The organism is Pseudomonas fontis (assembly GCF_028656955.1).
Taxonomy (GTDB): Bacteria; Pseudomonadota; Gammaproteobacteria; order Pseudomonadales; family Pseudomonadaceae; genus Aquipseudomonas; species Aquipseudomonas fontis.
Window position 1 is genome coordinate 1 of sequence record NZ_JAMDGY010000143.1, and the last position, 23,848, is coordinate 23,848.

Here is a 23,848-nt window from a genome sequence, read left to right on the forward strand (position 1 = left end):
TTTTGACACACTCTGGGCCGATTGCTGCCTTTCAACACTGCGTATCAAGACCGTATACATCTATCAACTTCATAAAAATGCTAATCCCCAGCACCGGAGTGATCGCATCGGCGATCGCTCTGTCGTAGGCACTTGCTATTCAGCAAGCCATCAATGCGGTTTTCTGGCTTCCTGCGGTTCAGCGATGACGATGTCCAGCAACATGCTGGCTACATCAATCTGGTGCTTGGCCGACGCGGCCAGCGCTGTGATGCCACTTTTTCGGCTTCCGTGGTAAGCAGAGCGACGCGTAGTGCATTCGCCATATGCTCACAGGCATGCTCCATGGCTTTGTCTGCAGTGAGGTCACTGCGTACGCGCAGAACGGGGGGGCCAGGGACGATTTTTGTCATGGTGTATCTCCTTTTGCAGTAAAACCGCCCACCATCACTTGCAGATGATTGGGTGGCGGCTACGTGCAGGTCTGCAAGACCGGGGCAAAAGGGACCCGGCAGACCCGAAGGTCTCCCACACGCAGCCACCATTAAGCGAATCACGGACACAAAAAAGCGCCAGTGACTTTGGAGGTGGCGCTATGCGCCTTTTGCTTTGCGGGCTTGCAGACCCGATCACTGAATTTGCAGCGACGCCGAAAGGGTAGCCGCATTGATCCTTAGGGGCAAGGTCTCAATTCGCCGCCAAAAATTACACGGCAGCAGGCACCGCTCACTGTAACGGTGCCTGCTACCGCAGTGCATTCAACAGAGATTTGCCGACGGTTGCCATCGCGCAGGGTATATCGCTCTCCTGCCTCAAACCCGGCAACTGGATTGCAATTCAGAGTTCAATCAGTTGCCGCCGTTGACGATCAGCCCAATCGGCGAACCCGAACTGACGGGGTTAACCGACGGTGTGCCAGGCAGGTTGGTGATGGCGTAAGTTCTTGGCATGACCTGCAGGTCATACTCGACGGTCCCGGCGTTGAACGAGAACGTGCAACCGGGTGCCGATACGTTTGCCTGAACGCTACCCGACGTGAGGCGTTGCGGTGAAGCTACCAGCAGAATGGATTCAAGCGGTCTCATCACAATCGAGCTCTGCGAATTCAGGGTAAATGCGCAGAAAGGCAGATAGTTGGTGCCCATTGGCGTATTGACCAGGCAAGCAAGGCCCACGGTTATTGGCGGCGTGCCGGCAGGTCGATTGTTGAACAAGCCGAGGCTGTCCGGTGGCACACTCGCCACACCTCCCGACACAAAGCTGCCATTCGAGTTGAAGGTTTGCGCACTGCCCAGCGACAACGCATCTGAAAGGCTTTGCATCTGGATGGTCGTGTTGACCGCAATACTGGTTCGGCTGCTGACGTACAACTTGTATTGCGGTTGGTAGTCAATGGTCACCAAGCCGAACATGCTATGAAAAGGCACAGAAAACCAGGCCGGGACACCGCAGGCGAGTTGATTTGGCCCCGTGGCGCCCTTATAGGCTATCAGGCTGTAACCTTCACGCTGAACCTGGTCGAGGATGGCCCGTTGCTCAGCTGAACTAAAGTCAAACTCCATATTGAACGTAGTCATTGTCTCACCCGTCATTCCATAACACATTAAAGTTTGGCAGCCGATGACGCTACTCGACTGGCGATCTGACCGGCTGAGTTTCCGATATTTATAAGAGGACGGCAATCCAGCGATTCGTGTGAAATCTTATTGGTGTACCGTTATAACTATTTTCAATAGTCTTACGCTCAACTTATGCTCCATTAAGGATGGTCTGAAGTAGGCTGCTATTTTTCGACTGCTGAGCCATAGGCACTTTCGAAAAACGGCAGCCGTTCAAAATCGATCAAATCTGCCGCTTATTTCATCCATTTTTGCCGCTGCACGAGCCTCGCAGCAGCTATTTCCCTCATTAAGGGCGCACCTCTCCTGCGCTGGAGAGCAAATGTCGACGCGCCATCCACAGGTTCGACAGGGCGAACAGCGTCACCCTCTGAGCAGTGTTTTTCACCAAGCCGCAGTGACAAGCCACGGTCGCCCAGATAGCCATTGATCACACCGAGAATGCCAGCGGCCAACTCGTGTCTTTCCTGCAGGTGACGGAAGTTAAGAATGGTGGTTTCGTCCGGGATTCGCTCCAGGCTCAGGCCGGAAAACTGGCGCAAGATCGTCGTCTCGTACAGCGCCTCTTCCATCGCCGGATCACTGTAACCAAACCAGTTCTGCATGAAGTGAGGTCACTGCGTACGCGCAGAACGGGTGGTCCAGGGACGATTTTTGTCATGGTGTAGATCCTTCGTAGTTGAGGGAATCACCAGAACCTGCCGCCAAGCGGGCAAAGGGTGGCGAACTGCACACGGTTGGCGGACCGGCACGAAGGGACCGGCACTTCCGAAGAAGTCCATGCGCAGCCCGCCATAACACGACATCGCGGGCACAAAAAAAGCGCCTGCGAAGAAATGGGGCGCTCTGCGCCTTCGTACCGGACCGCCAAGCCCGTATCGCTGAATTTGCAGCGACGCCAAAAGGGTAGCCGCATTGATCTTTAGGGGCAAGGTCTCAATTCGCCGCCATAGATTACACAGCAGCAGGCACCGCTCACTGTAACGGTGCCTGCTACCGTGTGCCGCACTACAAATCGCGGCGCCCCACAACTACCGTTATACCTCCTTGAACGTTGCAGTCGGATTCTGAGCCGTGGCTACCGCAGTACATTCGACAGAGATTTGCGGGCGGTTGCCATCGCGCAGGGTATATCGCTCTCCTGCCTCAGGCCCGGCAACCGGATCGCAATTTTGAACAACATAAAACACATAGTCGCCCACGTTTATTTTCCCATACGGTCCTCCTTGAGCAACCACAAGGTTTTTTGCTGGGCTATAGATATCAGTCATGTTCAGTTCGTCCTATTCACATTATAAGAAGTGAGCCTTGAGCTCCAGTGCCTCACTAATCACTCAGCTATGCACCTTTGCACCACCCACAACTTCAATCTACAGCCTGTAATCGCTCATAGATAAGTAGCGTTACCGTAGCCAATACCAACAAGCGCGTTATTGCTCATACGCCCCATCAACAAAGGCGTTGATAGACGTATCAAAGTGGACAGCGGCTACGCTCGACGTACTTAACGGCACCGCCAGGTAACGACTGGTCTGCACGCTCGTGCTTTGTTTCAGCATGGCTTTACTGTTGACTGACGTACGCGATACGGGCTTGAGGATTTCAATCGGCAATACACTTCCGGTCTTTATATCACTGGCCACCAATACCCAAACGACGGCTGCCGGGGCATCGATATAGCGCGTTTCGAAAAGGTTGAGTGTGTAATAGTTGGTCGGTGACGGTGCCGACGGTTTGTCCGTGCCACTCTCATAAATAAACCCAGCCAACCCGGTAAGGATCGGTTGCGCATTCGCCGGCGCGTCATATTCCACACTGACATGCCCGCCCCAGCCGCTGCCCTCCCCGTTAAATTCAGTACCATCAAAACTGTAGGCATTGCCATAACTTACTGGGCAGCTAGATGCGATCGTTATTACACTCAAGGCCGTCACGGGGCCATTGGCAACGTACAGTGCGCTGTCTGTATCAACTGTCAGTGTCGTCGCATCAGCAATGGGCTGGAGTACCAGGGCTGCAATTACCGACTTGCCATCGTTAGACAACGGATCAGGCCGAATAATGACCACGCGCTGATTGGTAGAAATCAGAAACTTGCGCGCTTCAAGATTCATATACAGCGTCAGTTGCATCGGGCCTGCCCAGCAGGCCTGGCTCAACAACCCACAGACGACCACTGCACACACGAGAACACTCAGCTTATCGCGAGCCATCGGACACCCCCTGGCAGAAATGAAAACACCCGCATCCGCCGAGGCGAATACGGGTGCTCCACCGCTATGGAAAGTTCAATCAGTTGCCGGAGTTAACGATCAACCCAATCGTCGAACCCGAACTGACGGGTTTAACCGACGGCGTGCTCGGCAGGTTGGTGATAGCGTAAGTACTTGGCATGACCTGCAGGTCGTACTCGACGGTCCCGGCGTTGAACGAGAACGTGCAACCGGGTGCCGATACGTTTGCCTGAACGCTACCCGACTTGAGGCTCTGCTGTGCAGCTACCAGCAAAATGGTTTCCAGCGGTTTCATCACAATCGAGTTCTGCGGGTGCAAGGTAAAGGCGCAGAAAGGCAGGTAGTTGGAGCCCGTTGGCGTAGTGACCAGGCCAGCAAGGCCCACGGTCACCGGAGGCGTACCGGCAGGTCGGTTGTTGAACAGGCCGAGGCTGTCAGATGCCACCCCCTCCACGCCTCCCGACACAAAGCTGCCATCCGCGTTGAAGGTTTGCGCACTACCCAGCGACAACGCATCTGAAATGGATTGCATCTGGATGGTGGTGTTGGCAGCAATATTACTTTGGTTGGTGACGTACAACTTGTATTGCGGCTGGTAGTCGATGTCCACCAAACCGAACATGGTGCCAAAGGGTACAGAGAACCAGGTCGGTACACCGCTGGTGAGTTGATTTGGCCCGGCGGCGCCCTTATAGGCCATCAGGCTGTAACCACTTTTTTGCAACTCGGTGAGGATGGCCTTTTGGTCAGCCGAACCAAAGTCAAACTCCATAGTGAACGTAGTCATTTTTTCACCTGTCAATCCATAACACATTAAAGTTTGTCAGCCGATGATCCCACTCGACTGGCGATCTGAACTGCCGAGTTGCCTATGTTTCTCGGGGGAGGCAACCCGGCGATTCGATTGAAATCTTAACGGTCTGCTAAACGTTGGATAAGTATCAGTACCGTAACGCGGCGGTGTCTCATCTCCACACAGGCGGGCATGTCATACCCTGTCGTCATGTGGTTACTAGATGTTCTTGAACACTATCGTTGCTCACAGACAAAAAGCGTTGCAGTGCCTGGCAAATGGATGAGGCCAACTCTTGCTGGTGGGCGATCGCGGTACAGGCTGCACGATTGAATTGCTCCGACCAGGTCACACAGCCCGTAGTGACATCAATCAAACGCACGGACGTCCTGATGCGTTCTGCATCGACGTGGACGCTGCCCTCAAGGCGATAACCGACGCTAACACCAGAGCACGCCGGCACGGAATCAACATCCTTATTGCCTCTACAGGTATCGGCAGACGAATCGACAACTATTTTTCTGCCCAGATTTTTATACAGGTGATGAGTCAATTCTTCATGCAGGCCTTGGGTAAAACACTCCCACTCTGCGTAGGGCGCAACACATTTGAACAAACAGACAGCAAAGGCACTGGCTTTTTGCTCGCGGTTCACGCGGTGGCGCTTATGTCGAAAGATCGGCATATAACCACCCAGCGGCACCACGAACTCAACCGTGGCATTACGCCCCGCGGAGGCATAATAGTTCTTTAACTTTGTACGCAAGCGCCCCACTTGCACCCTTACCACCGGGTCTTCTCCTGGGCTGTACAACAGCGGGTCTCGATCAAACACGCCAATCCCTATCGCGTATTCACTGGTCTCTCTGTACGACCCCAGCAGCGCCTTGCCAACAAGGTAATCCAACAAGCGGGCCATGCGCGGTGACTTTTTAAATGCCTCGCTGGCCAGTAGCGCCTTTCGGGCAGATTCAACTTCATCCACAGCAACCAGATCAGCACCAATAAACTCCATTCCTGTATCAGTCATAGCATGAACTTCCTCTGCATCCTTCCATAGAAAAAGCGCTCGCATGCTGAATGACTAAACTCGACACTTCCATAGGCAGCCGTGCATTCGCTAGTTAGTATTGTTTATCGCAACCACCGCCACCCTCGAATTTAAAACACCCATATTGAAACCCGGCACTCTGCGGTTATAGCTATTTTCAATAGTCTAATGTTCAACTTATGCCCCATTAAGTATCGTTACCGTAGCGCACACGTCAGCGACTCACCCTGCTCCTGTGGTGACAAGTGGGAACAGCAAGAGATGGCTGACGCTCCACCACGCGGGGTGGGCATCGAAGTGTGTCTTACCCTCACCAAACGAGCGTTTGATTGCCTTGCAGGTCGAGCGCCCTTCTTTACGTCTAAGCCTTGACGACGTGTAAAACCTGCTCCGGGCCAACGCTTGACGCTATTATCATCGCCAGTCGGACGTCAGCACCGCCAGGCGTTGCGCCGAGATCAACCTGTATGGAGATTGCCATTGTGAAGAAGCTACTGCTGTTAGGCGTATTGTGTGCGCTGCCGGGCCTTTCCTACGCCGGCATTCCCCTGCTCAATGCCACCTGCCCCGGCAAGATCGAAGTCCACGCCGATGAAGGCGGGCCGATCTATATCAATGGCAAGGAAGGCAAGCTGAAGAAATTCAACGACAACTACTTCGAAGCCAAAGGCGCGAGCGTGACCATTTCGCTCAGCATCAACCCGGACGGCAGCCCGAGTGTGTCCTATACCGGGAAGAACCGCGCCAATGGGGTCTGTGAACTCAAGACCGGCTAAGCCCTAGCCCGCCCGGCGCTTGGCTGACAACGCCAGCGCCACGCCACCCAGCACCACCGCCGAAACCAGCCACAAGCGCAGCGACATCGGCTCGCTCAAGAACCACACGCCCCCCAGCGAAGCAATGATCGGGACGCTGAGCTGGAGGGTGGCTGCTTGTTGCGAGCTGATCTGTTTCACCAGGCCGTACCACAGCGCATAGCCGCACCCCGAGGCCAACACCCCGGAGGCCAGCGCGTAGAGCACCCCCGGTGCGCTCAGGTGCATGCCATTGCCAACGGCCACACTGGGGATGAGCAGCACCAGCAGCGGCAGGCTTCTGACAAAATTGCCAGCAGTGTCTGCCAGCGGGTTGGCGGATTTCTTGCCAAGCACCGAGTACATGCCCCACGCCATGCCCGACATCACCATGAGCAGTGCGCTGCCAATGGGCGGCGCATCGGCGCCTGGCAGCAACATCGCCAGCAGGCCGCAGAACGCCATGAGCATGCCGATGAACACGGTTTTCTGGAAGCGCTCACCCTGGCGCCAGGCGAGCAGGAACATGCTGATCTGCACCGCGCCAAACAGGATCAACGCCCCCACCCCGGCCCCCAGCCGCACGTAGGCGATGGAGAACAGGTAGGCGTAAAGGAACAGGCAAAGGCTGCCCCGCCAACTACCGCCGATACCCAGGCGCGGCGTGCGCAGGCTGATCACCAGCAGCAAGAACACCCCACCGCCAAGCAGGCGGATGGCAGTGAACGACTCCGGGTCGATATGCCCGCCCATCAGCGCCAGACGGCAGAAAATCGAGTTGGCGGCAAAGGCCACCAGGCACACGGCCGCTTGCAACACCCAGGCTGACTGGCTGAGACCCTGTGGGCTCGCCTTTGTTTTTGTGGTCATTGGCACACCGCCCATCCCATGGAAAACCTTTGCTGACTTGTTGTGCGCAGGTGCAGGCCAAGCTCGCCAAGTCAGATCTATCGGAATACTTCTACATTCAGCCGGTTCACTGCAATGAAGATTTTCTATTCAGGGCACATCTGCATACGGACCAAGGAGGCGCCTCCAGGCCTAGGTGTTTGGGCACTTGACCCCGTAAAACCTGCCGTAAATCAATACTTCGCACGATTGATGGCACATTGCCCTAAAGCCGGATCAGATTGCTGCGATAGTGAGGGGTCAACCGAGTTTCCTCACGTCAAGGAGCGATCATGCTGCGGGTATTGTCACTGGAAGATCTTACTGTTACCCGAAAACTGGGGTTAGGTTTCGGCGTTCTGCTGGCACTCGCGGTGTGGCTTGCAGCCACCGGCATGCAAGGCTTGCGCAATGACAAGGTATCGCTTGAGCGGATCAGCCGGCTGGGCGCCGTCTTCGATGAGACGGTGTACGCCCGCGAGGCGAACTTCCTCTATGCCCTGAACACCGACAACGCCCAACTCAGCAGCCACAACGAGCACCAGCAGAAGCTCCAGCAAGCGCTGGCCTCATTGCTTGATGCCGCAAAGCGTGGCGAATGGCCGGTGGCTGACTTGCAGATCGTGCAACAGCTGAACACTGGGCTTGAGAGCTACACCCAGGCGCACCAAGCGGCAGAGGCCGCGCAACCGGTGGATGCCGCTGCCATCGTGCAGGCCAACCAGTTGTTGTCCGAGCTGCAAAGCAACATCAACGTGCTCTACAAAAAAGAAGAAGAACGTGCAGCCGCCGGTGTCAGCACCGTGGAATCGATCCTGGTCGGCGTTTCCGCCGCAGCGCTGCTGCTCGGCTCGCTGATTGGCTGGGCCATCGCCCGGCAGATCATTCTGCCCTTGCGCCAAACCCTGGACGCCGCCGAGCGCATCTCCCACGGCGACCTTACCGTCGAACTGCACAGCAACCGCCGCGATGAGCTCGGGCAACTGCTGCGCGCGGTCGGCAACATGAGCCAGCGCCTGCGCGAAGTGATCATGCAGATCGGCAGTGGCTCGTCGCAACTGGCGGCCTCGGCCAGCCAGCTGGCGACCATCACCACCCAGACCCAGGCCGGTACCGACAGCCAGCGTAACGACACCGACCGCGTGGCCACCGCCATGAACGAGATGACCTCGATGGTGCAAGCCGTCGCGCGCAACTCCGAAGACGCCGCCAGCGCCGCGCGCCAGGCCGACCGCGAGGTCAATGGCGCCTCCAGCATTTCGCACAACGCCATCGCGCAGATCGAGGCACTGGCCGGGGAAGTCGGCAGTTCGGCGGAATCGATGAACCGCCTGCACAAGGAAATCGACCGCATCGCCAGCGTCCTCGGAGTGATCAAGGCCGTGGCCGGGCAAACCAATTTGCTGGCCCTCAACGCGGCCATCGAGGCAGCACGCGCCGGTGATGCCGGGCGCGGCTTTGCGGTGGTCGCCGATGAAGTGCGCAGCCTGGCGCAGCGCACCCAGACCTCATCCGAAGAGATCGAGCAACTGATCGGCGAATTGCAGCGCATCGCCAATGAAAGCACGCTGATCATGAATTCCAGCGTCGAGCAGACCCAATCCACCGTCAGCGGTGTGCGCAACACCGGTGACGCGCTGGCCGCGATTACCCGCCAGGTATCGGAGATCCAGCAGATGAGCCTGAAGATCGCCAGCGCTGCCGAGCAGCAGTCCACGGTGGTCGGCGAGATCACCCGCAGCGTGCTGCATGTGCGCGAAACCGCAGACCAGTCTGCCCTGGCCAGCAGCGAGATCGCCTCGTCGAGCGTCGAACTGGCGCGTTTGGGCAGCGACTTGCAAAACCTGGTGGTACATTTCCGAACCTGATGCAGAGAGTGATTGATGGAGTTTGATATGGGACAGGGTGCGGAAAAGCGCATTGTTGTGATTGGCGCGGGTATTGTCGGCGCTTCTGTCGCCTACCACCTGGCCAGCAACGGTGCGCATGTCACCCTGATTGAAGCAGGCGCGATAGCCTCGGGCGTGACGAGCACCTCGTTTGCCTGGCTAAACACGTCCCACAACGGGCCGGACCCCATCGCGCCATTGCGCGGTGCGGCCCTGCAGGAATACCGGCGCCTCGAAGCGGAGCTGCCTGGGCTGAAGGTTCGTTGGACAGGCGCCCTCTCCTACACGGAGGGCATTGAGCAAGTGCTGCAAAACCCGAACAAATCGCCATTGACGACCCTGGTGCCCGGCGCACGGGTACGCGAGCTTGAACCAAACCTCAAGCATCCTCCCGAGCAGGCGGTGTTTGCTGGTGCGCAAGGCGCACTGGATGCCGTGGCCGCCACCCATGCGCTGGTCGCGGGGGCCGCGATGCTGGGCACGGCGGTGCTCGCGCATACGCCGGTGCTTGGCTTTGCGACCCAGGGTGCCAAGGTCACGGGGGTGCAAACCGCATCGGGCGTGATTGATGCCGATGTGGTCGTGCTGGCCGCTGGTACAGGTATCACGACGCTGGCCGAACTGCTGGAAGTGACGCTGCCGATAGACGCCTCGCCGGCCGTTTTCATCCGCTACGCCGCGCAACCTGATCGGGTGCGCACGATTATCTCCAGCCCGCAAATGGAAGTGCGCCAAGGCGCCGGAGGGACGCTTCTGGTGGCTGAGGATTACCTGGACGACTCGCCGGAGAACCAGCCGCTGGAAATTGCGCGCCGCACCGCTAGCGCCATTCAGGACGAGCTGCACGGGGTGACGTCGATCGAGACCGAGCTGGCCTGCGTCGGGCTCAGGCCCATTGCGAGTGACTGCCTGCCAATCATTGGTTACCTGCCGCAGGTCGACGGCGTGTACGTGTGCACGATGCACCCGGGGGTTGCGCTGGCGGCAGTGGTCGGGCGTCTGGCTAGCGAGGAGATCATGGATGGCAAGGCTTCTCCCCTGCTGGGTGCGTGCCGGCCTGAGCGGTTTTCAGTGCATAGCCCGGGTCAACGTCGAGGTTTGCAGATTGAGTAGTGCCACCGCTATATCATTGCGACCCCAGTCGCACGCGATTTGCAATCAATCAGGCCCGGTAAGGTGAGCTGCCGATGAGCACTGCTGAACATATGCCGTACAAAAGCATTTCCCCCAACATCTTGGTAAGCAAAGGGCTTGAGTCCTATCCAGGGCTCAACGGCACAGGTTTCTTTGTGCATTTCCCGCCCTTCAAGCCGATATTCTATGTAACCGCGCGGCACTGCGTACAAGACATCATCCAGGGTGACACCGACACTCGCTTAATGATCCCTATTGTTCAGCATGGGAATAGAGCCGCCCAGTTCAGTGGTGCCATGGAGACAACCGTCGATGACAAAGCTGACGCTGATGTCGAAGACATTGCCATTTACGTGGTGTGCGAGAAAACCAGCGATGCCGACTATGCGGTCTTGCGTGAACGCGCATTGCCATTGATGCATCAGGAAGAAGTCGAGGAAATTTTTCAATTGGCGCTGGCGCGTGGGAGCAATTTGCGCGCACTCGGATACCCCATTCACGACCATCCGAACTGTGCGACAGAGGTCGACTATGAGGCTGGGCAAATGCGTGTCCAGCCAAGAGGTTTCTATGGCAAGCTCGCTGTCGACGGCCTCTTCCCCAATCAGTACTGCCTGACCGACCTGAACTGGAAAGAACACGACTACCGAGGCTTCAGTGGCTCGCCGGTTATCGAACTGCTTCAAGACATACGCGATAAAAATGTGGTGCACCCGCGGGTTGTCGGTGTGGTGCTGATGGCGACGCAACAGATGGCCCGATTTATTTCCATAAATGTCGTGTGCAACCTGATAGCCACCTATCTGGTCCGTAACGGCTATACGGAAAATTAAGTAGACGGCATCCATAAGGCGCTTGCCAGGTCTACATATGAATCATTTCCATGTTGCGGCGACCAGCACCACTACCACGACCGCCTTGGACGGGTATGGGCCGGGAAAGCCCTGGCGTGGGAGGTGAAATGCTCGAAGAAATTTAAGCAGCAGCCTATCAAAAAGCAAAAACCACACTATAGTAAGTTCGACCTATTTCGGTCTAACAAGGATAGTTAACGAAATGTCTACCACAACGATTACGATAAATGCGCTATCAGCAATAAACCTGACTAAACTTTCAGAAAGCGGCAGCGGCGCGACACAGGTAAATTTGGCGCCCGGGAAGTACGCAGTCACGCTGTCTGAGAACACGATGAAATTTAATTCCGGTAGCACCGCTCTCATACAGCAGGTCATTCTTTTCACTACCAGCCCAACCATTGATAAGAACTATGAAAAATGGTTCTATACGGTGAACGCGTCGGAAGGGACGGTAATTAAAGTTGAAGCTGATCGTCCGGTCTATGTCTTTATCGTAGACCACCTCCTAGTAAGTGATAACTCTGGAAGCGCGAAGGTAACATTCACTCCTATTTAAAGCTCAGGACAAGTATAAAAAGGGGGCTGTACTGTTTACAGCCCCAACCCGCAAAATATTGCCGTCCCCCTACAGCGACTCAAGAAACACCCGAATCGCCTCCCTCTCCTGCACGCCCAACCCGACATACCGTTGCCGGGCAATTTGCGCCTCACCCCCATGCCAAACAATCGCCTCCTGCAAACTCCGCGCTCGCCCGTCGTGCAAAAAACCACTGCCCGGATTGATCCGCTCACTTAACCCAAGCCCCCACAGCGCAGGCGTACGCCATTGCCGGCCGCTAGCGAGAAAGTCTTCGCGGCCATCGGCCAGCCCGGCACCCATATCGTGCAGCAACAGATCGGTGTAGGGCGCTATCCGTTGCTGTGACAAGGCCGGATAAAGCGGATGCTTGCCAGTCACCAGTTCAGGGCGATGACAGGCCGTGCAGCCAATCGCAGAGAACAACTGCTCCCCCTTGATGACCACTGGCTCAGCCCGCTGTCGTCGGGCAGGAGCCGCCAAATGCGCGAGGTAGAAATACAGGTCGCCCAGCTGCAACGCGTCCAGTTCCGGCTCGCCGCCGTGTGGCGCCCGGGCGCAAGCCTGTTGAGCGGGGGTACAGTTCTGCTCCGGGGCCAGCGTGGAGGTAATGCCAAGATCACCGAGCATCGCGTGGGCGATCTGTTGGCGCAGGTCAGGCTGGTTGGCCTTGAGACCAAAACGGCCTGCCTCGGTACCTTGGCGCTCGACACTCCACACTGTGTTGACGCGCCCCGTCACGCCGTCTGGCTTGGGCTCAGCGGCCATGGCCTGCAGGGTGCTCGCATCGATGGCCTCCAGCAAACCCAGGCCAAATACCGGCGAGCCCACCCGTGCCGAGGTCAATACCTCGTCCAGCGGACCATAGGCCAGCTCGCGCAGCTCAATACTCGGCTTGCGCAGCATGACGGTTGCGCCATCGCCCAGTCGCACCGCGTGTTCCTGCCAGTGAACATGGGCCCGCCCTTCCCCCGGTACACCTGGCACCCCCAGCTCGTTGAGCTGATCGCCGTAGACCGGGTGCGGCTTTGGCCCACCTTGGGCGTCCTGCCCCGGCACCGACAGGCGCAGCAACATGCTGCGCAGCGCCTCCCCCTGCCCCGGCGCCTGGCCACGGCCGTTCTTGGGATGACAGGCAATGCACGAAACCCGGTTGTACAACGGCCCGAGTCCATCCACGGTCTCGTCTCGAGACGGTGCTACCACCCAGGCCTGGCGGAACAGGCCTCGCCCACGAAAGAAGCGTTCCAACTGGCCGTCGTCAAGCCCAGTGAACGGCTGCGCATAAGCTTCACGGTTGGCCACGGTGTGCGTGACGTCGGCGCTGGCGAGCACGCTCACCAGCAAACTGATCGACAGTCCAACTGCGCGCAGGGCAATCACTGGCCCATACCCTCCAGCAAACGGACGGCCTCCGCACGGCGCAGTGCAGCCTGGAACTGCCAGGCAATTTCCCGGCGGCCGAGTTCGTCCTGGTCGGTTGCCGGCGTGTGCGCCATGCCGTTGTCCTGGCGTGCCGCAAACAGTGCCAGCAACGCTTTCGCCTCGGCTTGCTCGGCACCCAGTGGTGGCGTGGTCAATTGCTGGCGTACGGCACTGACGTCATGCCCTGCCGCTTCGGTAGCGTGCAGGCGGACCCAGAGTTCGTTCAACGCGTCGTGGGGCATTCCCAACCATTGCGTGAACAGTGAGCTGATTAGCGCCAGGCGCTCACGTGAGCTGCCGTTGCCATAGTCATAGGCACCACGGCTCGCCGCAATGAACGGGTCATGGTACTGCGCCGGCAACTGCGCATAGACACTTGGGCGCACCGGTAGCTTGCGGATGTCGGCATCGGCCAGCAACGTTTGCCCTGCCTCGGACAACACGAACTGCGCAAACGCCCTGGCACCGGCCGGCGCCTGGCTGTGCGCGGTAATGGCGATAAACGCAGGGTTGAGGCCGCCATGGGCCGGATAGACAAAGTCCACCGGCTCCCCGTTGGCCTTGGCCGAGGCGACAAAGAAATCGATCGACAAGCCCACTGCCGCACGCCCACTGGTCACTTCATCGCTGACCAGGGTGCCGCCGCGCGTGACCAGCCGTGCCTGGCCAGCCAGCTCACTCCACAGGGCCCAGCCGCGCTCCCAGCCATAGGCCCGCAGCACGATGTCCAGCAACACCGGGGCGAAACCGACCCGCCCCGGGTCGGGTAGCGCAATGCGACCGCGCAAGCGGGCGTCGAGCAGGTCGGGCCAATCCCTGGGGGTTGGCACCCCCAGTTCGCTCAGCGCGGAGGCGTTGATGGCAAAGCCATAACCTGCCAGTTCGGTCGCCTGATAGCGCTGCTGCGGGTCACGCAACGCCAAGCCACCGATCTGCGCCGGCAAACCCTCCAGGCGGATGCCCAGGGGCTGCCAACTGCCCGCTTTCGCCAGCCGGGCGAAGTTGCCCGGTGACGGTGCCCAGTACACATCGACACCGCCCTGCCCGGCCTGCAACAGATACGGCAAGGCATCGAAGCCCTGGCGCCAGAGTATTTGCAGGCGATACTCCGGGTGAGCGTGGGCAAAGCCATCCTCCACCCCCGTCATCACTTCCTCCGGGTAGCTGGTCATCACCACCACGGTGTGCGGCGCAGCACTCAACAGCGGGCTGAGCGTCAGCAACAGGCTCGCCAGCCAGCGGCTACAGCGGCACATTGAATTGCACGAAGTATTGACGGCCCATTTCCGGATAACCCTCGCTGTACTCATACAACCGATCAAACAGGTTGCGCACGCCACCCTCGATCAGCACATCGTTGCTGAACCGGTAGCCGGTCTTGAGGTTGTACACCGCGTAGCCCGGCGCCATCTGAATGGCGTCCGAGGTGTTGTAGCGGCGCGAAGCGGCCTCCACGCTGGCGGTGTGCTGCCAGGCGTCGAGATGCCACGAGGCCGAGCCGAACAGGCTATGGCGTGGCGTGTCGGTGGGGTGCAGGTCGCGATCGCTGAGGTTTTCCCGGTCGAGCCAGGTGTAGTTTGCCGCCAGTTCCCAATCGCCAAGATCGCCGTTGATGCCGAGTTCGACGCCCTGGTTGCGTGCCTTGGCAATGTTCTGGAACTGGCCACATGGCGCGGCACAGGTCGGCTCCGCGGGCACCGTCACCTTCTGGATGGAGTCTTCGATGTTTGCCACGAACAGCGCGGCATCGAGCTTCCACTGCGGGGCAAGCTGGCCGCTGTAGCCGAACTCGTAGTGTGTGGCCTGCTCCGACTTCAGATCAGGGCTGGGAATCACCGTGCCGAAGCGCGTCGAGTAGCGATCCTTGATGGTCGCGAAGCGGCTTTTACGCGACACGGTCAGGCGCAGCTGGCCGTTGTCGTGGCTGCCAAACAGTGGATTGGTGTTGGCAAACAGGCCGAGCTGCGCGTTGACCGCGTCGTTGCTGCCGGTGGGTTCGTCATACAGCACTGCCTGCCTCGGCGAACTGGCGGTGGTGCCGTAGTTCTGCGCGTCCAGGCTCTTGCGATAGTTGTAGGAGACACCGCCCACCACGCTGAATATGTCGTTCAGGCGCAGGGTGTCTTCCAGGGCTATCGATTGGGTCTGGTCACGGAAATAGGTCTGGGGGCTCGAACCATCCCGGGAACGGTGCACGTCGTCCTTGAAGTGGTAGGCAATGCCCAGGCGGTTGGCCTCGGTCAGGCTCAGGTCGCCTTCGACCGAGAAGCCGGTGCTCTCGTCATCGTATTTGCTCGGGAAGCCCTGCTGCAAAGCACCGACGACCCCGTTGCGATACGCGAAACTCTCCAGCGAATTCTTGAAGGTGTCGTGGTACACCCGGGTTTTCAGCGCGTGCTCGCCAAAGCCGGTTTTGGTGGCGATGAACACACTGGTGTTGTCTGAGCGCGGCCACTCCCACCAGCGTGCGCGTTGGCCGGTGGCCGGCAGATCGCCCGCATATGGCGGCTGCCCCTTGCTGCCCTGCTGCTGCACGTAGCCGAGCACGTATTCATCGGTTTCATTGGGCGTAAGGCCGAGCTTGAAGCTGAATTTGGTGTCGCGGTGGTCACTGTTCTCCCGACGCCCTGTGCCCTGCTGGCTATTGGTTGGCGTGAAGTCATCGGGCAGCTGGGTGTAGTCGTAATCGACATACGACACCCCGCCCTGCATCCACCATGCGCCTTGATTGGAGCCCAGGTTGGCGTAGCTGCGGTAGGCGTTCACGTTGCCGTGATCGGTGAGTTCCAAGCCCCCGCCCACTTCGCCTTCGAAGGTTTGCGCAGGCCGACGGGTCACCAGGTTGATCGCCCCGCCAAGGGTATTGGGACCGTACAGCAGCGAGGCAAAGCCCTTGTCCACCTGGATGCGCGACAGGTCGTAAGTGGTGAAGCGGCCCAGGTCGATGTTGCCGTCATACGGCACGTAGGTGGGGATGCCATCGATATATACCGGCACCTGCAAGCGGTCGAAACCACGCACGAACACCACCTGTTCGGCGCGCCCGCCGATGTAGCCGAGGTTGACCCCTGGGGCCAGCGTCAAGGCGCTGGCGACAGTCTCGCGGTCATGCAGGCGGATGTCTTTCAGGTCGATGACGCTGGCGCCGGTGGCCAGCGTTTCGTCCTGTGGTGCGGAGATCTGGATTTCGCCGAGGGTGAAGGTGTTGTCTTGCTGCGCAAAGGCGGTCTGTGCGCCGAGGGTTGCAACGGCAACCATCAAGGCGCGCGGTGTTAGCGGCTTCATTACTGCTCCTGTGTCGGCCATGACATAGGCGGTGCCCGGCGACGTTATATGTTATTGTATACAGCGGTAGACGGCTTTTATCGGGCCACGACCTCCCCAGGACGTGACCAGCCAGCGCTCGCGGTAAAGGAAAAGCAGGCTGGCACAACGCCAACCGCCGCGAATCCTAGCGTTGTTCACAGGATGTGACAACGGTGTATACAAAAATATATAGCGCGCTGGATTACCAGGGGATTGGAGCTCGGGATTTTTTTGCTCGGGGGAAGGCTTTTGGCTTTGGTTGGGCCGCGTGGATTGCAAGCGAACGTCTGCATATGGCGCGAAAGGTCGATAACGGCCAGCAGTAGCCATTCACGTTTCGTCGGGAAAGTGTCTCTGAGCCAAATTCGGGGGGACAATCGAGAGCGATCTTCACATCTCGATCATGTATGTCCTTGGGGCCTGGTCAGGAGGAAACCATGAGCAAACGCGACAAGCGTGGCAATCCTGTTTCCTATGGCGTACAGGAGGCGATCGATGCTCTGGATAGCGCTTGCGACTTACTGCATGCCTACCAAGCCGATCCTCTGGCGGCGGCTGACAAGATTATCGCGGAGCACCCGGATTTTGCCTTGGCCTACGCCTTTCGTGCTGGCGCGATTGCGACGGCGACTGACAAAGCGTTTGACTCAGAGCTGTGCAAAAGCCTGGACGCGGCAGAGCGGTTGGCAGCGAAAGCGAATGATCGCGAGCGGCAGCATATCCATGCAGTACGCGCTTGGTTTGACGGTGACTGGGAGCGGGCAATCGACATTTGGGGGCGTGTGTCGATCGAGCACCCTCGCGATCTGTTGGCACTGCAACTCGCCCATCTGGGCGATTTCTATCTGGGTTACTCGCACATGCTACGTGATCGCGTGGCGCGTGTGATGCCACACTGGGATACACAGATTCCTGGTTTTGGCTTTGTGAAAGGCATGTATGCCTTTGGCCTGGAAGAGGCAGGGGATTATCGGCACGCCGAAGCGCAGGGGCGCGAGGCTGTGGCCTTGAACCCGCAGGATGGCTGGGCAGTGCATGCCGTCACCCATGTCATGGAAATGCAGGGCCGTAGTGAAGAGGGGGCCAAATACCTTTCCTCCAGCGCCAATGCCTGGGCTCCCAATAGCCTGTTCGCCTTCCACTTGTGGTGGCACAACGCACTATTCCTTCTTGAAGCCAATGACGTGGCTGGCGCGCTTCGTCTGTTTGATGAGGGCATTTCAGCGGGTGGCTTCGGGCAAGCGCTTGAGTTACTCGATGGATCAGCGCTGCTCTGGAGGCTCTCCCTGCTCGGCAATGACGTTGGAGATCGGTGGCAAGGGCTGGCCAAAAAATGGGAGTCCCGTTGTGAAGACGGCTTCTACGCCTTTAACGACGTGAACGCGATGATGTCATTCGTGGGCTCTGCAAACAGCCGCGCACAAACGCAGCAGTTGGATGCCCTGAGGCGAGCCGCTGCTGGCAGTGGTACCAATGCCATGATGAGCAGGGAGATCGGTGTGCCAGCGTGCGAAGGGTTGGTGGCGTTTGGTCGTGGGGATTACGCCCAAGCCATAGAAGCGTTGATGCCGCTACGTGCCAAAGCAAACCGTTTCGGCGGTAGTCACGCTCAGCGTGATGTCTTCTCTTGGACGCTGACTGAAGCCGCTATTCGCCTTGGCAACCACGCACTTGCCGAGGCGCTGGTTGGCGAGCGCCTTGCATTGAAGCCTGAGAGCCCGATCAACCGCGCCTGGAAAGTACGCGTTGATCAATTACAGCAGTCGCTCCATGTGCGATAGCAGGAAGTCGGTTATTGACAAACACCCTGGCAGTGCTGCCGGCAAAAGCGTTAGCGGAACTAGTGTGGTGTTTCAGAAACACCACACTAGAAATGGCAGAGCAGGCAGAAGTCCAATCATCAACTGCGACAGTCTGGGCCAGACCTCCGCGGGAGCAATGCCATTGCGCAATCAACCCCCGCAAGCAGCGCATCCTTTGGGATTCCATCCCGCGCTTGCACCGATATGCCATGCAAGAAGGTAGCGTAGAAGTTTCCCAGCGCCTGAGCATTTATCGCATCGCTCAATTGGTCATCTTCAATTGCCGCTTCCAGCCGAGCAATAATCGATTGCGTACGCTGACGCCTATGCTCCGAAAGCCAGGCGAGCACGGGCGTATTCTCCGGTGCTACACCTGTTGCAGCACTGACCACGAGGCATCCCCAGGGCCTGTCTTGTAAGGTGTAAACGTCTACCGCATCGCGCAGCATTTGCCGGATCGCCTGGTTGATATCAACCAACATCAAGGCCCGATCGGCAAAACCACCCTCTCCCGATTCATACAGCGCGACCGCCTCTTCGAACAGCTGCCGTTTGCTCCCGAATGCGGCATAAATGCGCGCAGACGCAATACCCAACGCATCGACAAGCGCTGACATCGAAGTGCCTTCGTAGCCATGCTCCCAAAAAAGCAGCATGGCCTTTTCCAGCGCCTGTTCCTTATCGAATTGCCGTGGTCGCCCTGCCATACCGTCTTACCTGGAAATCGTGATGGCGCATCTTAGCGCAAATTGACTTGACGATTTTCGCCAATCAACCCTATTCTTTGTCGATCAACAAACAATAGGTCATTCGATGAAAACTCTAAAAGGTCCAAGCCTGCACCTGGCGCAATTCAGCGGCGGCGAAGCACCCTTCGATAGCTTGGCGAACGTCAGTCAATGGGCCGCAGACAAGGGCTTCAAAGCGTTGCAGATTCCTGCCTGGGATCAGCGCTTGTTCAATGTTGGCCAAGCCGCGCAGAGCCAAACCTACTGCGATGAAATCAAAGGCACGCTGGCGGAACATGGACTGCAGATCAGCGAATTGACGACCCACATCTACGGCCAACTGGTCGCGGTGCACCCCGCGTACGACGCTATGTGGGATGCGTTTACTCCCGACCACCTGCTGGGTCGCCCCCAAGCACGCACTGAGTGGGCAGTCGAGCAAATAAAACTGGCGGCACGTGCATCGGCGCGCCTTGGCTTGAGCGAGATGGGTACGTTTTCCGGCTCGTTGGCGTGGCCGTATTTGTTCCCGTTCCCACAACGCCCGGAGGGATTGATCGATGCTGCTTTCAATGAATTGGCCAAGCGCTGGCGACCCATTCTGGATGCGTGTGACGAAGTAGGCGTCAACCTCTGCTATGAAATCCATCCCGCCGAAGATCTCCATGACGGCACGAGCTTCGAGCGTTTCCATGCCTTGGTGGGCGAGCACCCTCGCTGCAATATCCTGTTTGATCCCAGCCACTTTGTACTTCAGCAACTCGATTACCTGAGCTACCTGGATATCTATCACGAGCGTATTCGCATGTTTCACGTCAAGGATGCCGAGTTCAACCCGACGGGACGCCAGGGTATCTATGGCGGCTATAGCAACTGGATCGACCGTGCGGGCAGGTTCCGCTCCGTGGGCGATGGCCAAGTGGACTTCAAACAGATTTTTTCCAAGCTTGCCCAGTTCGACTATCAAGGGTGGGCCACCCTTGAATGGGAATGCTGCCTGAAGAATCAGGAAGTGGGTGCCCGCGAGGGTGCGGCCTTTATCAATCAACACATCATTCAAGTGACTGACCACGTGTTCGACGACTTCGCTGGGGCGCCGGTCAGTGCTCAGCAAATCAATTCAATGTTGGGCCTCTCTCCTACGCACCTGCAAGGAATCGCGTGAAAATGAACAACGCTGCCGATTTCACTCTGCCCCTCGAAGCGCAATTAACCCACCACTACGTGCGAACCCAAGGGGTGCGTATCCATTGCGTAACTGCCGGTACCGGCGCCCCTGTTTTATTGGTGCCCGGTTGGCCACAAACCTGGTATGCGTACCGTCATGTCATGCAAGCACTGGCCGCCAACGGCTACATGGCCATTGCCATCGACCCACCTGGTCTGGGAGATTCCGACCGGCCCGAGCATGGTTATGACACTGGTAGCGTTGCGAATACTCTCCATCAGACGATGCAGCAACTGGGATTCAACCATTATCATTTGGTGGGTCATGATGTTGGTATGTGGATCGCCTACGCCTTGGCCAGTGACCATCCTGAAGCGGTGTGGACACTGACGGTAACAGAGGCCGTCATTCCTGGATTGGCAGAAGCCCCCCCTATATTCGTAGCCCCGGAGGACAACATCTTCCTGTGGCATTTCATGTTCAACCAAGTGCGCGACTTGCCAGAGCTGTTGATTACGGGAAGGGAGGCCGCCTACCTTGATTTCATGTTTGATCGCTGGGCGTTCAAGCGTCATGCGGTCGCCTCCGAGACCTATATTCAAGCGTACTCCACGCCGGGTGGTCTGCGCGCAGGGTTCGCCTACTACCGTGCGATCCCCGAAACCATCCGCCAGAACAAGCAACGTGCCCAACGCTTATTGACGATGCCCGTGCTCGCCTTGGGCGCTGAGTACGCTACAAAAGAGGCTCCCATGCTGACACTGAAGAATCATGCGAGTGACTTGCGGGGTGCGGTGATTGCCGAGTGCGGGCATTTCGTGATGGAAGAGGCCGCAGATGAGTTCAATCACCACCTGCTCTCATTTTTAAAAGCGAATGTCAGGGGATGAATTTTTCTCGGTAACGGTTCAGAAGAGCGCGCGGACTATTGCGTTTGCAACACTGAACAGCGCTTTGGCCAGCACATGTACGGTACTCACACACTACGCAGAATCAAGAAATTGCACATCTTTCGAAGGTCAATGAGCCTAGGAGCAGCCCAACGCATGCTTGGCCATACGAAGCTTGGAAGCACCGTTAGATACCTGGAGATTGGCCCTGGAAATGGCCGGGCAGACTGAGGCCTGACCATCCATTGCGGCGGTCGAAACGAGACCGTCGCTTTCCGACTCAAAACTGCTGTTGACCAAAGGCAGAAAACGGCCAATAGCTGCCGTCGAGTAAGTACGGTCAATCAGTGATCGTGCGTCGCTATTCGGCGACAAAACGACGAAGTTTTACTGGTGGTTCAGCCAGGCGACTCTCCAACTCAGGAAAGTGGTCGTAGATCGACAATACTGATGCCGCAAGAAATCTGACTGCCAGGGATAGGCAGAGGCTTATGTAGGCAATGTCAGCCACGGCCCGATTGCCCCTTCCTCGATCGTTGTCAATTCTCTCGATCGACAATGGCAGTGGGTGGGCCAGAGTTGAAAGCAGCTGATAGTAAAGACGGTAGTTTCCTACGACTGGAGATCGCTCTTCTAAATCGGCTTTGGTGAGATACATTTCGTCGCCCCTAAGCACTTTATTTCGCTGGGCTGGCGATAATTGGGGCAGAAATGAGTGTTCTTTCAGTCGCTTCATTTCACTGGCAAGCCCCTCTTCAACCCGCGAGACCTCAGGATCGCCAGGCGTCTGTCGCTTTCGGACGTGCTGCCATTCGCGGTTGCGATGGTACTGGCCTAGAAAGAAGCGTAGCTCGGCCTCTTCTTCGCTGATGACTTCGGTTCCCGAGTAAAAGAGCGCGACGTAGCCCTCCATCAGATTACGTGTCAAGGACGCTACCGAGCAAATATCCCAGAACCCACCTTCAGGATCATTGGTCCGCCGCGAAAAAGGCAATAGCCTAGACAAGCTGATAGCAACCAAAGTCTGCCTTGTGAGGATTCTCATCGCGCGAAGTCCGCGGCCATCGGTTTGGATTCCATGCTGATTCAGCGATAGGTCCATTGTGGCGTCTAGAACTTCTTCGTACTTGATCAACTCCTCGCGGTAAGCTGCCTCTGCCTGCTCAACATTTGGCTCCCCCATCCATCCTCCTCAATACGTCGCAGTACGATCCAGTTATGCGGCCCTGGAGCGGCTAGCATTAAGCCAGACATACAGCACATTCTGCAGTTGTGTGCCTTGTCATGGCTGCAACAAATTCGCAAGATTCAGAAATATCGGCAACGGGCCGAACGTCTGCATTGGGTCGAAAGCAGGCACCCGCAGCCGTCAGCTCTTGACCCATAGCTGCCCTTCACGAAAGGCAAGAATCGGCGCATAACGCAGTCGACAGCGAGCGGCGTACCGGGACGGAATGGTACACAAACGGACGCCATCACTATGGTTGTCACCTTGGGAACTGAAGCGTCGGGGCATCATGGGCAATGACTTCTCGATTGAGGACAACGCCGACAGACTGGCAACTGAGTAAATCACTGCTTGATTTGATGTCAAAGCTTGAAGTTGCTGAGAGGTGCACCCCCAGCAACATCAAGCTCCTGATCTTATCGCTTTTTGGTTTGTGTGGCCTTGACAATCCAAGTGACCACGAAGGCTAGAGGGGTTATGAATGCTCCAAGAACCAGCTTCTTTCTCAGTTCGCTATTTTCAATCTTGGAAGCAATCGAAGGGCTGACCCTGTAGTAATAGGCTATGAATATCTGGCCGAGCTTGTGCTTTTGAAGGATTTCATCCCTGAACAACCTCAGCACTAGAACCTTTGGATGGTCATAGCTGCCTGTGGCTGCTGTTGCAATGAAGCAACCTGATTTTGCAGGTGGTACTGTGTTTACTTGAATGCCAGCCGCATTTGCTTTTGATATTAGCGAGGTTCTCAGTTGCGACAGGTAGGATGTGGCTTCCGGCTCATCTTTTAAGTAGTCCATGTACTCTGATGAATGAGAGTAAAAGGAGTCTACAGCAGCTATGATGGACTTCAAGGAGGCTTCGTTCTCATTTAATGAAAGCGATTTCTCCAGAAGCCTGATTGCTGCGATGCGCTTGGGGATGAAGCCCTTCGCAGATAACCGTGCAAATCCTTTCTGAGCTAAACGGTGGAGCACTGCTGAGCCGCCTGCCGGCATTGGCACTTTGTGGTGATCAATGATTTTTTCTTTGTGACTAGCTTCCAGGCTTTTAATGATGTCTGCGTAGCAGTTTTCTATAAGCGACTGAGTGTTTTCAATGCCAAAACTTGGCGTGTGATTCTTCAAGCCCCGATCTAGGCTGAAGAGGACTTCTTCAACTTTAATGGTGTCGTCATCAACCATCATTGCTGCAGCAGATAGGCCTTTGATAAGCCAAGCCTCTGACTCATTGGGATCGGCTTCGATTATTGAGGAGCTGTACTTATAAGAGTCTCTATAGCTACTTGCAAGAAATGAGGAGTTTGCCAAGTCTTTTAGAGTGTTGATATCCATTTCTCGATTCCATCATAAACGATAGGGTCAGATCTGCGAGCAGAGGCAGGGCATCCTGCATTGCAGTGATTTCATTATGATATCATCGCTGAAGGTCTTTCAAAGATAAAGGAATTTGGCACCGCCCTTCGAAATCTGGCTATTCGGAATAGTGT

At 57.2% G+C, this 23,848-nt stretch carries 21 protein-coding genes and 2 pseudogenes; 10 read left to right on the top strand and 13 right to left on the bottom strand.

The window, feature by feature from the left end; all coding sequences use genetic code 11:
* On the top strand, nucleotides 1–277 hold a 277-nt coding region (locus tag M5G11_RS27150; protein ID WP_273911938.1), incomplete at its 5' end, for a hypothetical protein.
* A 550-nt stretch (nucleotides 278–827) separates the two neighbouring features.
* Here the strand turns inward: M5G11_RS27150 and M5G11_RS27155 are convergent.
* The 6 genes and pseudogenes from M5G11_RS27155 to M5G11_RS27180 all read right to left on the bottom strand — a co-directional run bounded on the left by M5G11_RS27155 (nucleotide 828) and on the right by M5G11_RS27180 (nucleotide 5,655).
* Nucleotides 828–1,556, bottom strand: coding sequence for a hypothetical protein (locus M5G11_RS27155; protein ID WP_273911939.1), 729 nt, complete (start codon nucleotides 1,554–1,556; stop codon nucleotides 828–830).
* A 428-nt stretch (nucleotides 1,557–1,984) separates the two neighbouring features.
* Nucleotides 1,985–2,209, bottom strand: a pseudogene (locus M5G11_RS27160) (transposase); the annotation flags it as partial.
* Nucleotides 2,210–2,635: 426 nt separating this feature from the next.
* Entirely contained in the window at nucleotides 2,636–2,869 is a 234-nt protein-coding gene (locus M5G11_RS27165) for a hypothetical protein (RefSeq protein ID WP_273911940.1), read from the bottom strand.
* A 159-nt stretch (nucleotides 2,870–3,028) separates the two neighbouring features.
* On the bottom strand, nucleotides 3,029–3,811 hold the full coding sequence (locus tag M5G11_RS27170) for a hypothetical protein (protein WP_273911941.1): 783 nt from the start codon (nucleotides 3,809–3,811) through the stop codon (nucleotides 3,029–3,031).
* 79 nt (nucleotides 3,812–3,890) lie between these two features.
* Nucleotides 3,891–4,634, bottom strand: coding sequence for a hypothetical protein (locus M5G11_RS27175; RefSeq protein WP_273925442.1), 744 nt, complete (start codon nucleotides 4,632–4,634; stop codon nucleotides 3,891–3,893).
* Between the two features lie 199 nt (nucleotides 4,635–4,833).
* Nucleotides 4,834–5,655 (bottom strand): hypothetical protein, encoded by an 822-nt coding sequence (locus M5G11_RS27180; protein ID WP_273911943.1) that lies wholly within the window; start codon nucleotides 5,653–5,655, stop codon nucleotides 4,834–4,836.
* A gap of 503 nt (nucleotides 5,656–6,158) precedes the next feature.
* Here M5G11_RS27180 and M5G11_RS27185 point away from each other — a divergent pair.
* Nucleotides 6,159–6,452 (top strand): hypothetical protein, encoded by a 294-nt coding sequence (locus M5G11_RS27185; protein WP_273925444.1) that lies wholly within the window; start codon nucleotides 6,159–6,161, stop codon nucleotides 6,450–6,452.
* Between the two features lie 3 nt (nucleotides 6,453–6,455).
* On the opposite strand, the gene M5G11_RS27190 is transcribed toward M5G11_RS27185, so the two are convergent.
* Complete coding sequence (locus tag M5G11_RS27190; RefSeq protein WP_273911945.1) at nucleotides 6,456–7,340, bottom strand: DMT family transporter; 885 nt, start codon at nucleotides 7,338–7,340, stop codon at nucleotides 6,456–6,458.
* A 413-nt stretch (nucleotides 7,341–7,753) separates the two neighbouring features.
* Here M5G11_RS27190 and M5G11_RS27720 point away from each other — a divergent pair.
* From M5G11_RS27720 to M5G11_RS27210, 5 genes and pseudogenes are all read left to right on the top strand, one after another.
* Nucleotides 7,754–8,371: pseudogene (locus M5G11_RS27720) on the top strand (HAMP domain-containing protein); the annotation flags it as partial.
* 18 nt (nucleotides 8,372–8,389) lie between these two features.
* Entirely contained in the window at nucleotides 8,390–9,226 is an 837-nt protein-coding gene (locus M5G11_RS27725; RefSeq protein ID WP_420793834.1) for a methyl-accepting chemotaxis protein, read from the top strand.
* 27 nt (nucleotides 9,227–9,253) lie between these two features.
* Nucleotides 9,254–10,360, top strand: coding sequence for an NAD(P)/FAD-dependent oxidoreductase (locus M5G11_RS27200; protein WP_273911958.1), 1,107 nt, complete (start codon nucleotides 9,254–9,256; stop codon nucleotides 10,358–10,360).
* A gap of 74 nt (nucleotides 10,361–10,434) precedes the next feature.
* Nucleotides 10,435–11,214 carry a hypothetical protein gene (locus M5G11_RS27205; protein WP_273911947.1) on the top strand — a complete coding sequence of 260 codons (780 nt, stop codon included), beginning with the start codon at nucleotides 10,435–10,437 and terminating at the stop codon, nucleotides 11,212–11,214.
* Nucleotides 11,215–11,437: 223 nt separating this feature from the next.
* Nucleotides 11,438–11,794, top strand: coding sequence for a hypothetical protein (locus M5G11_RS27210; protein ID WP_273911948.1), 357 nt, complete (start codon nucleotides 11,438–11,440; stop codon nucleotides 11,792–11,794).
* A gap of 69 nt (nucleotides 11,795–11,863) precedes the next feature.
* Here the strand turns inward: M5G11_RS27210 and M5G11_RS27215 are convergent, their stop codons facing one another.
* From M5G11_RS27215 to M5G11_RS27225, 3 genes are read right to left on the bottom strand one after another with little or no spacing between them, the layout of a single operon-like run.
* On the bottom strand, nucleotides 11,864–13,198 hold the full coding sequence (locus M5G11_RS27215; RefSeq protein WP_273911949.1) for a di-heme oxidoreductase family protein: 1,335 nt from the start codon (nucleotides 13,196–13,198) through the stop codon (nucleotides 11,864–11,866).
* Nucleotides 13,195–14,496, bottom strand: a complete 1,302-nt coding sequence (locus M5G11_RS27220; RefSeq protein WP_273911950.1) for an ABC transporter substrate-binding protein — start codon at nucleotides 14,494–14,496, stop codon at nucleotides 13,195–13,197. The genes M5G11_RS27215 and M5G11_RS27220 overlap by 4 nt, the downstream gene beginning before the upstream one ends.
* Nucleotides 14,483–16,525, bottom strand: coding sequence for a TonB-dependent receptor plug domain-containing protein (locus tag M5G11_RS27225; protein WP_273911951.1), 2,043 nt, complete (start codon nucleotides 16,523–16,525; stop codon nucleotides 14,483–14,485). The genes M5G11_RS27220 and M5G11_RS27225 overlap by 14 nt, the downstream gene beginning before the upstream one ends.
* 458 nt (nucleotides 16,526–16,983) lie before the next feature.
* Between M5G11_RS27225 and M5G11_RS27230 the strand changes: the two genes are divergently transcribed.
* Nucleotides 16,984–18,327, top strand: coding sequence for a tetratricopeptide repeat protein (locus M5G11_RS27230; protein ID WP_273911952.1), 1,344 nt, complete (start codon nucleotides 16,984–16,986; stop codon nucleotides 18,325–18,327).
* Nucleotides 18,328–18,446: 119 nt separating this feature from the next.
* Here M5G11_RS27230 and M5G11_RS27235 read toward each other — a convergent pair whose 3' ends face one another.
* On the bottom strand, nucleotides 18,447–19,055 hold the full coding sequence (locus M5G11_RS27235; protein WP_273911953.1) for a TetR/AcrR family transcriptional regulator: 609 nt from the start codon (nucleotides 19,053–19,055) through the stop codon (nucleotides 18,447–18,449).
* Nucleotides 19,056–19,161: 106 nt separating this feature from the next.
* Between M5G11_RS27235 and M5G11_RS27240 the strand changes: the two genes are divergently transcribed.
* Both M5G11_RS27240 and M5G11_RS27245 read left to right on the top strand, forming a co-directional pair.
* Nucleotides 19,162–20,241: a sugar phosphate isomerase/epimerase family protein gene (locus M5G11_RS27240; protein ID WP_273911954.1), complete on the top strand. Its 1,080-nt coding sequence runs from the start codon at nucleotides 19,162–19,164 to the stop codon at nucleotides 20,239–20,241.
* A gap of 2 nt (nucleotides 20,242–20,243) precedes the next feature.
* Nucleotides 20,244–21,134 (top strand): alpha/beta fold hydrolase, encoded by an 891-nt coding sequence (locus M5G11_RS27245; RefSeq protein ID WP_273911955.1) that lies wholly within the window; start codon nucleotides 20,244–20,246, stop codon nucleotides 21,132–21,134.
* 361 nt (nucleotides 21,135–21,495) lie between these two features.
* Here the strand turns inward: M5G11_RS27245 and M5G11_RS27255 are convergent, their stop codons facing one another.
* Both M5G11_RS27255 and M5G11_RS27260 read right to left on the bottom strand, forming a co-directional pair.
* The gene (locus M5G11_RS27255; RefSeq protein ID WP_273911956.1) at nucleotides 21,496–22,317 is read right to left on the bottom strand and encodes a hypothetical protein; all 822 of its coding nucleotides are present in this window, start codon (nucleotides 22,315–22,317) and stop codon (nucleotides 21,496–21,498) included.
* Nucleotides 22,318–22,778: 461 nt separating this feature from the next.
* Nucleotides 22,779–23,693 carry a CFI-box-CTERM domain-containing protein gene (locus M5G11_RS27260; RefSeq protein ID WP_273911957.1) on the bottom strand — a complete coding sequence of 305 codons (915 nt, stop codon included), beginning with the start codon at nucleotides 23,691–23,693 and terminating at the stop codon, nucleotides 22,779–22,781.
* Nucleotides 23,694–23,848: the final 155 nt, after the last annotated feature.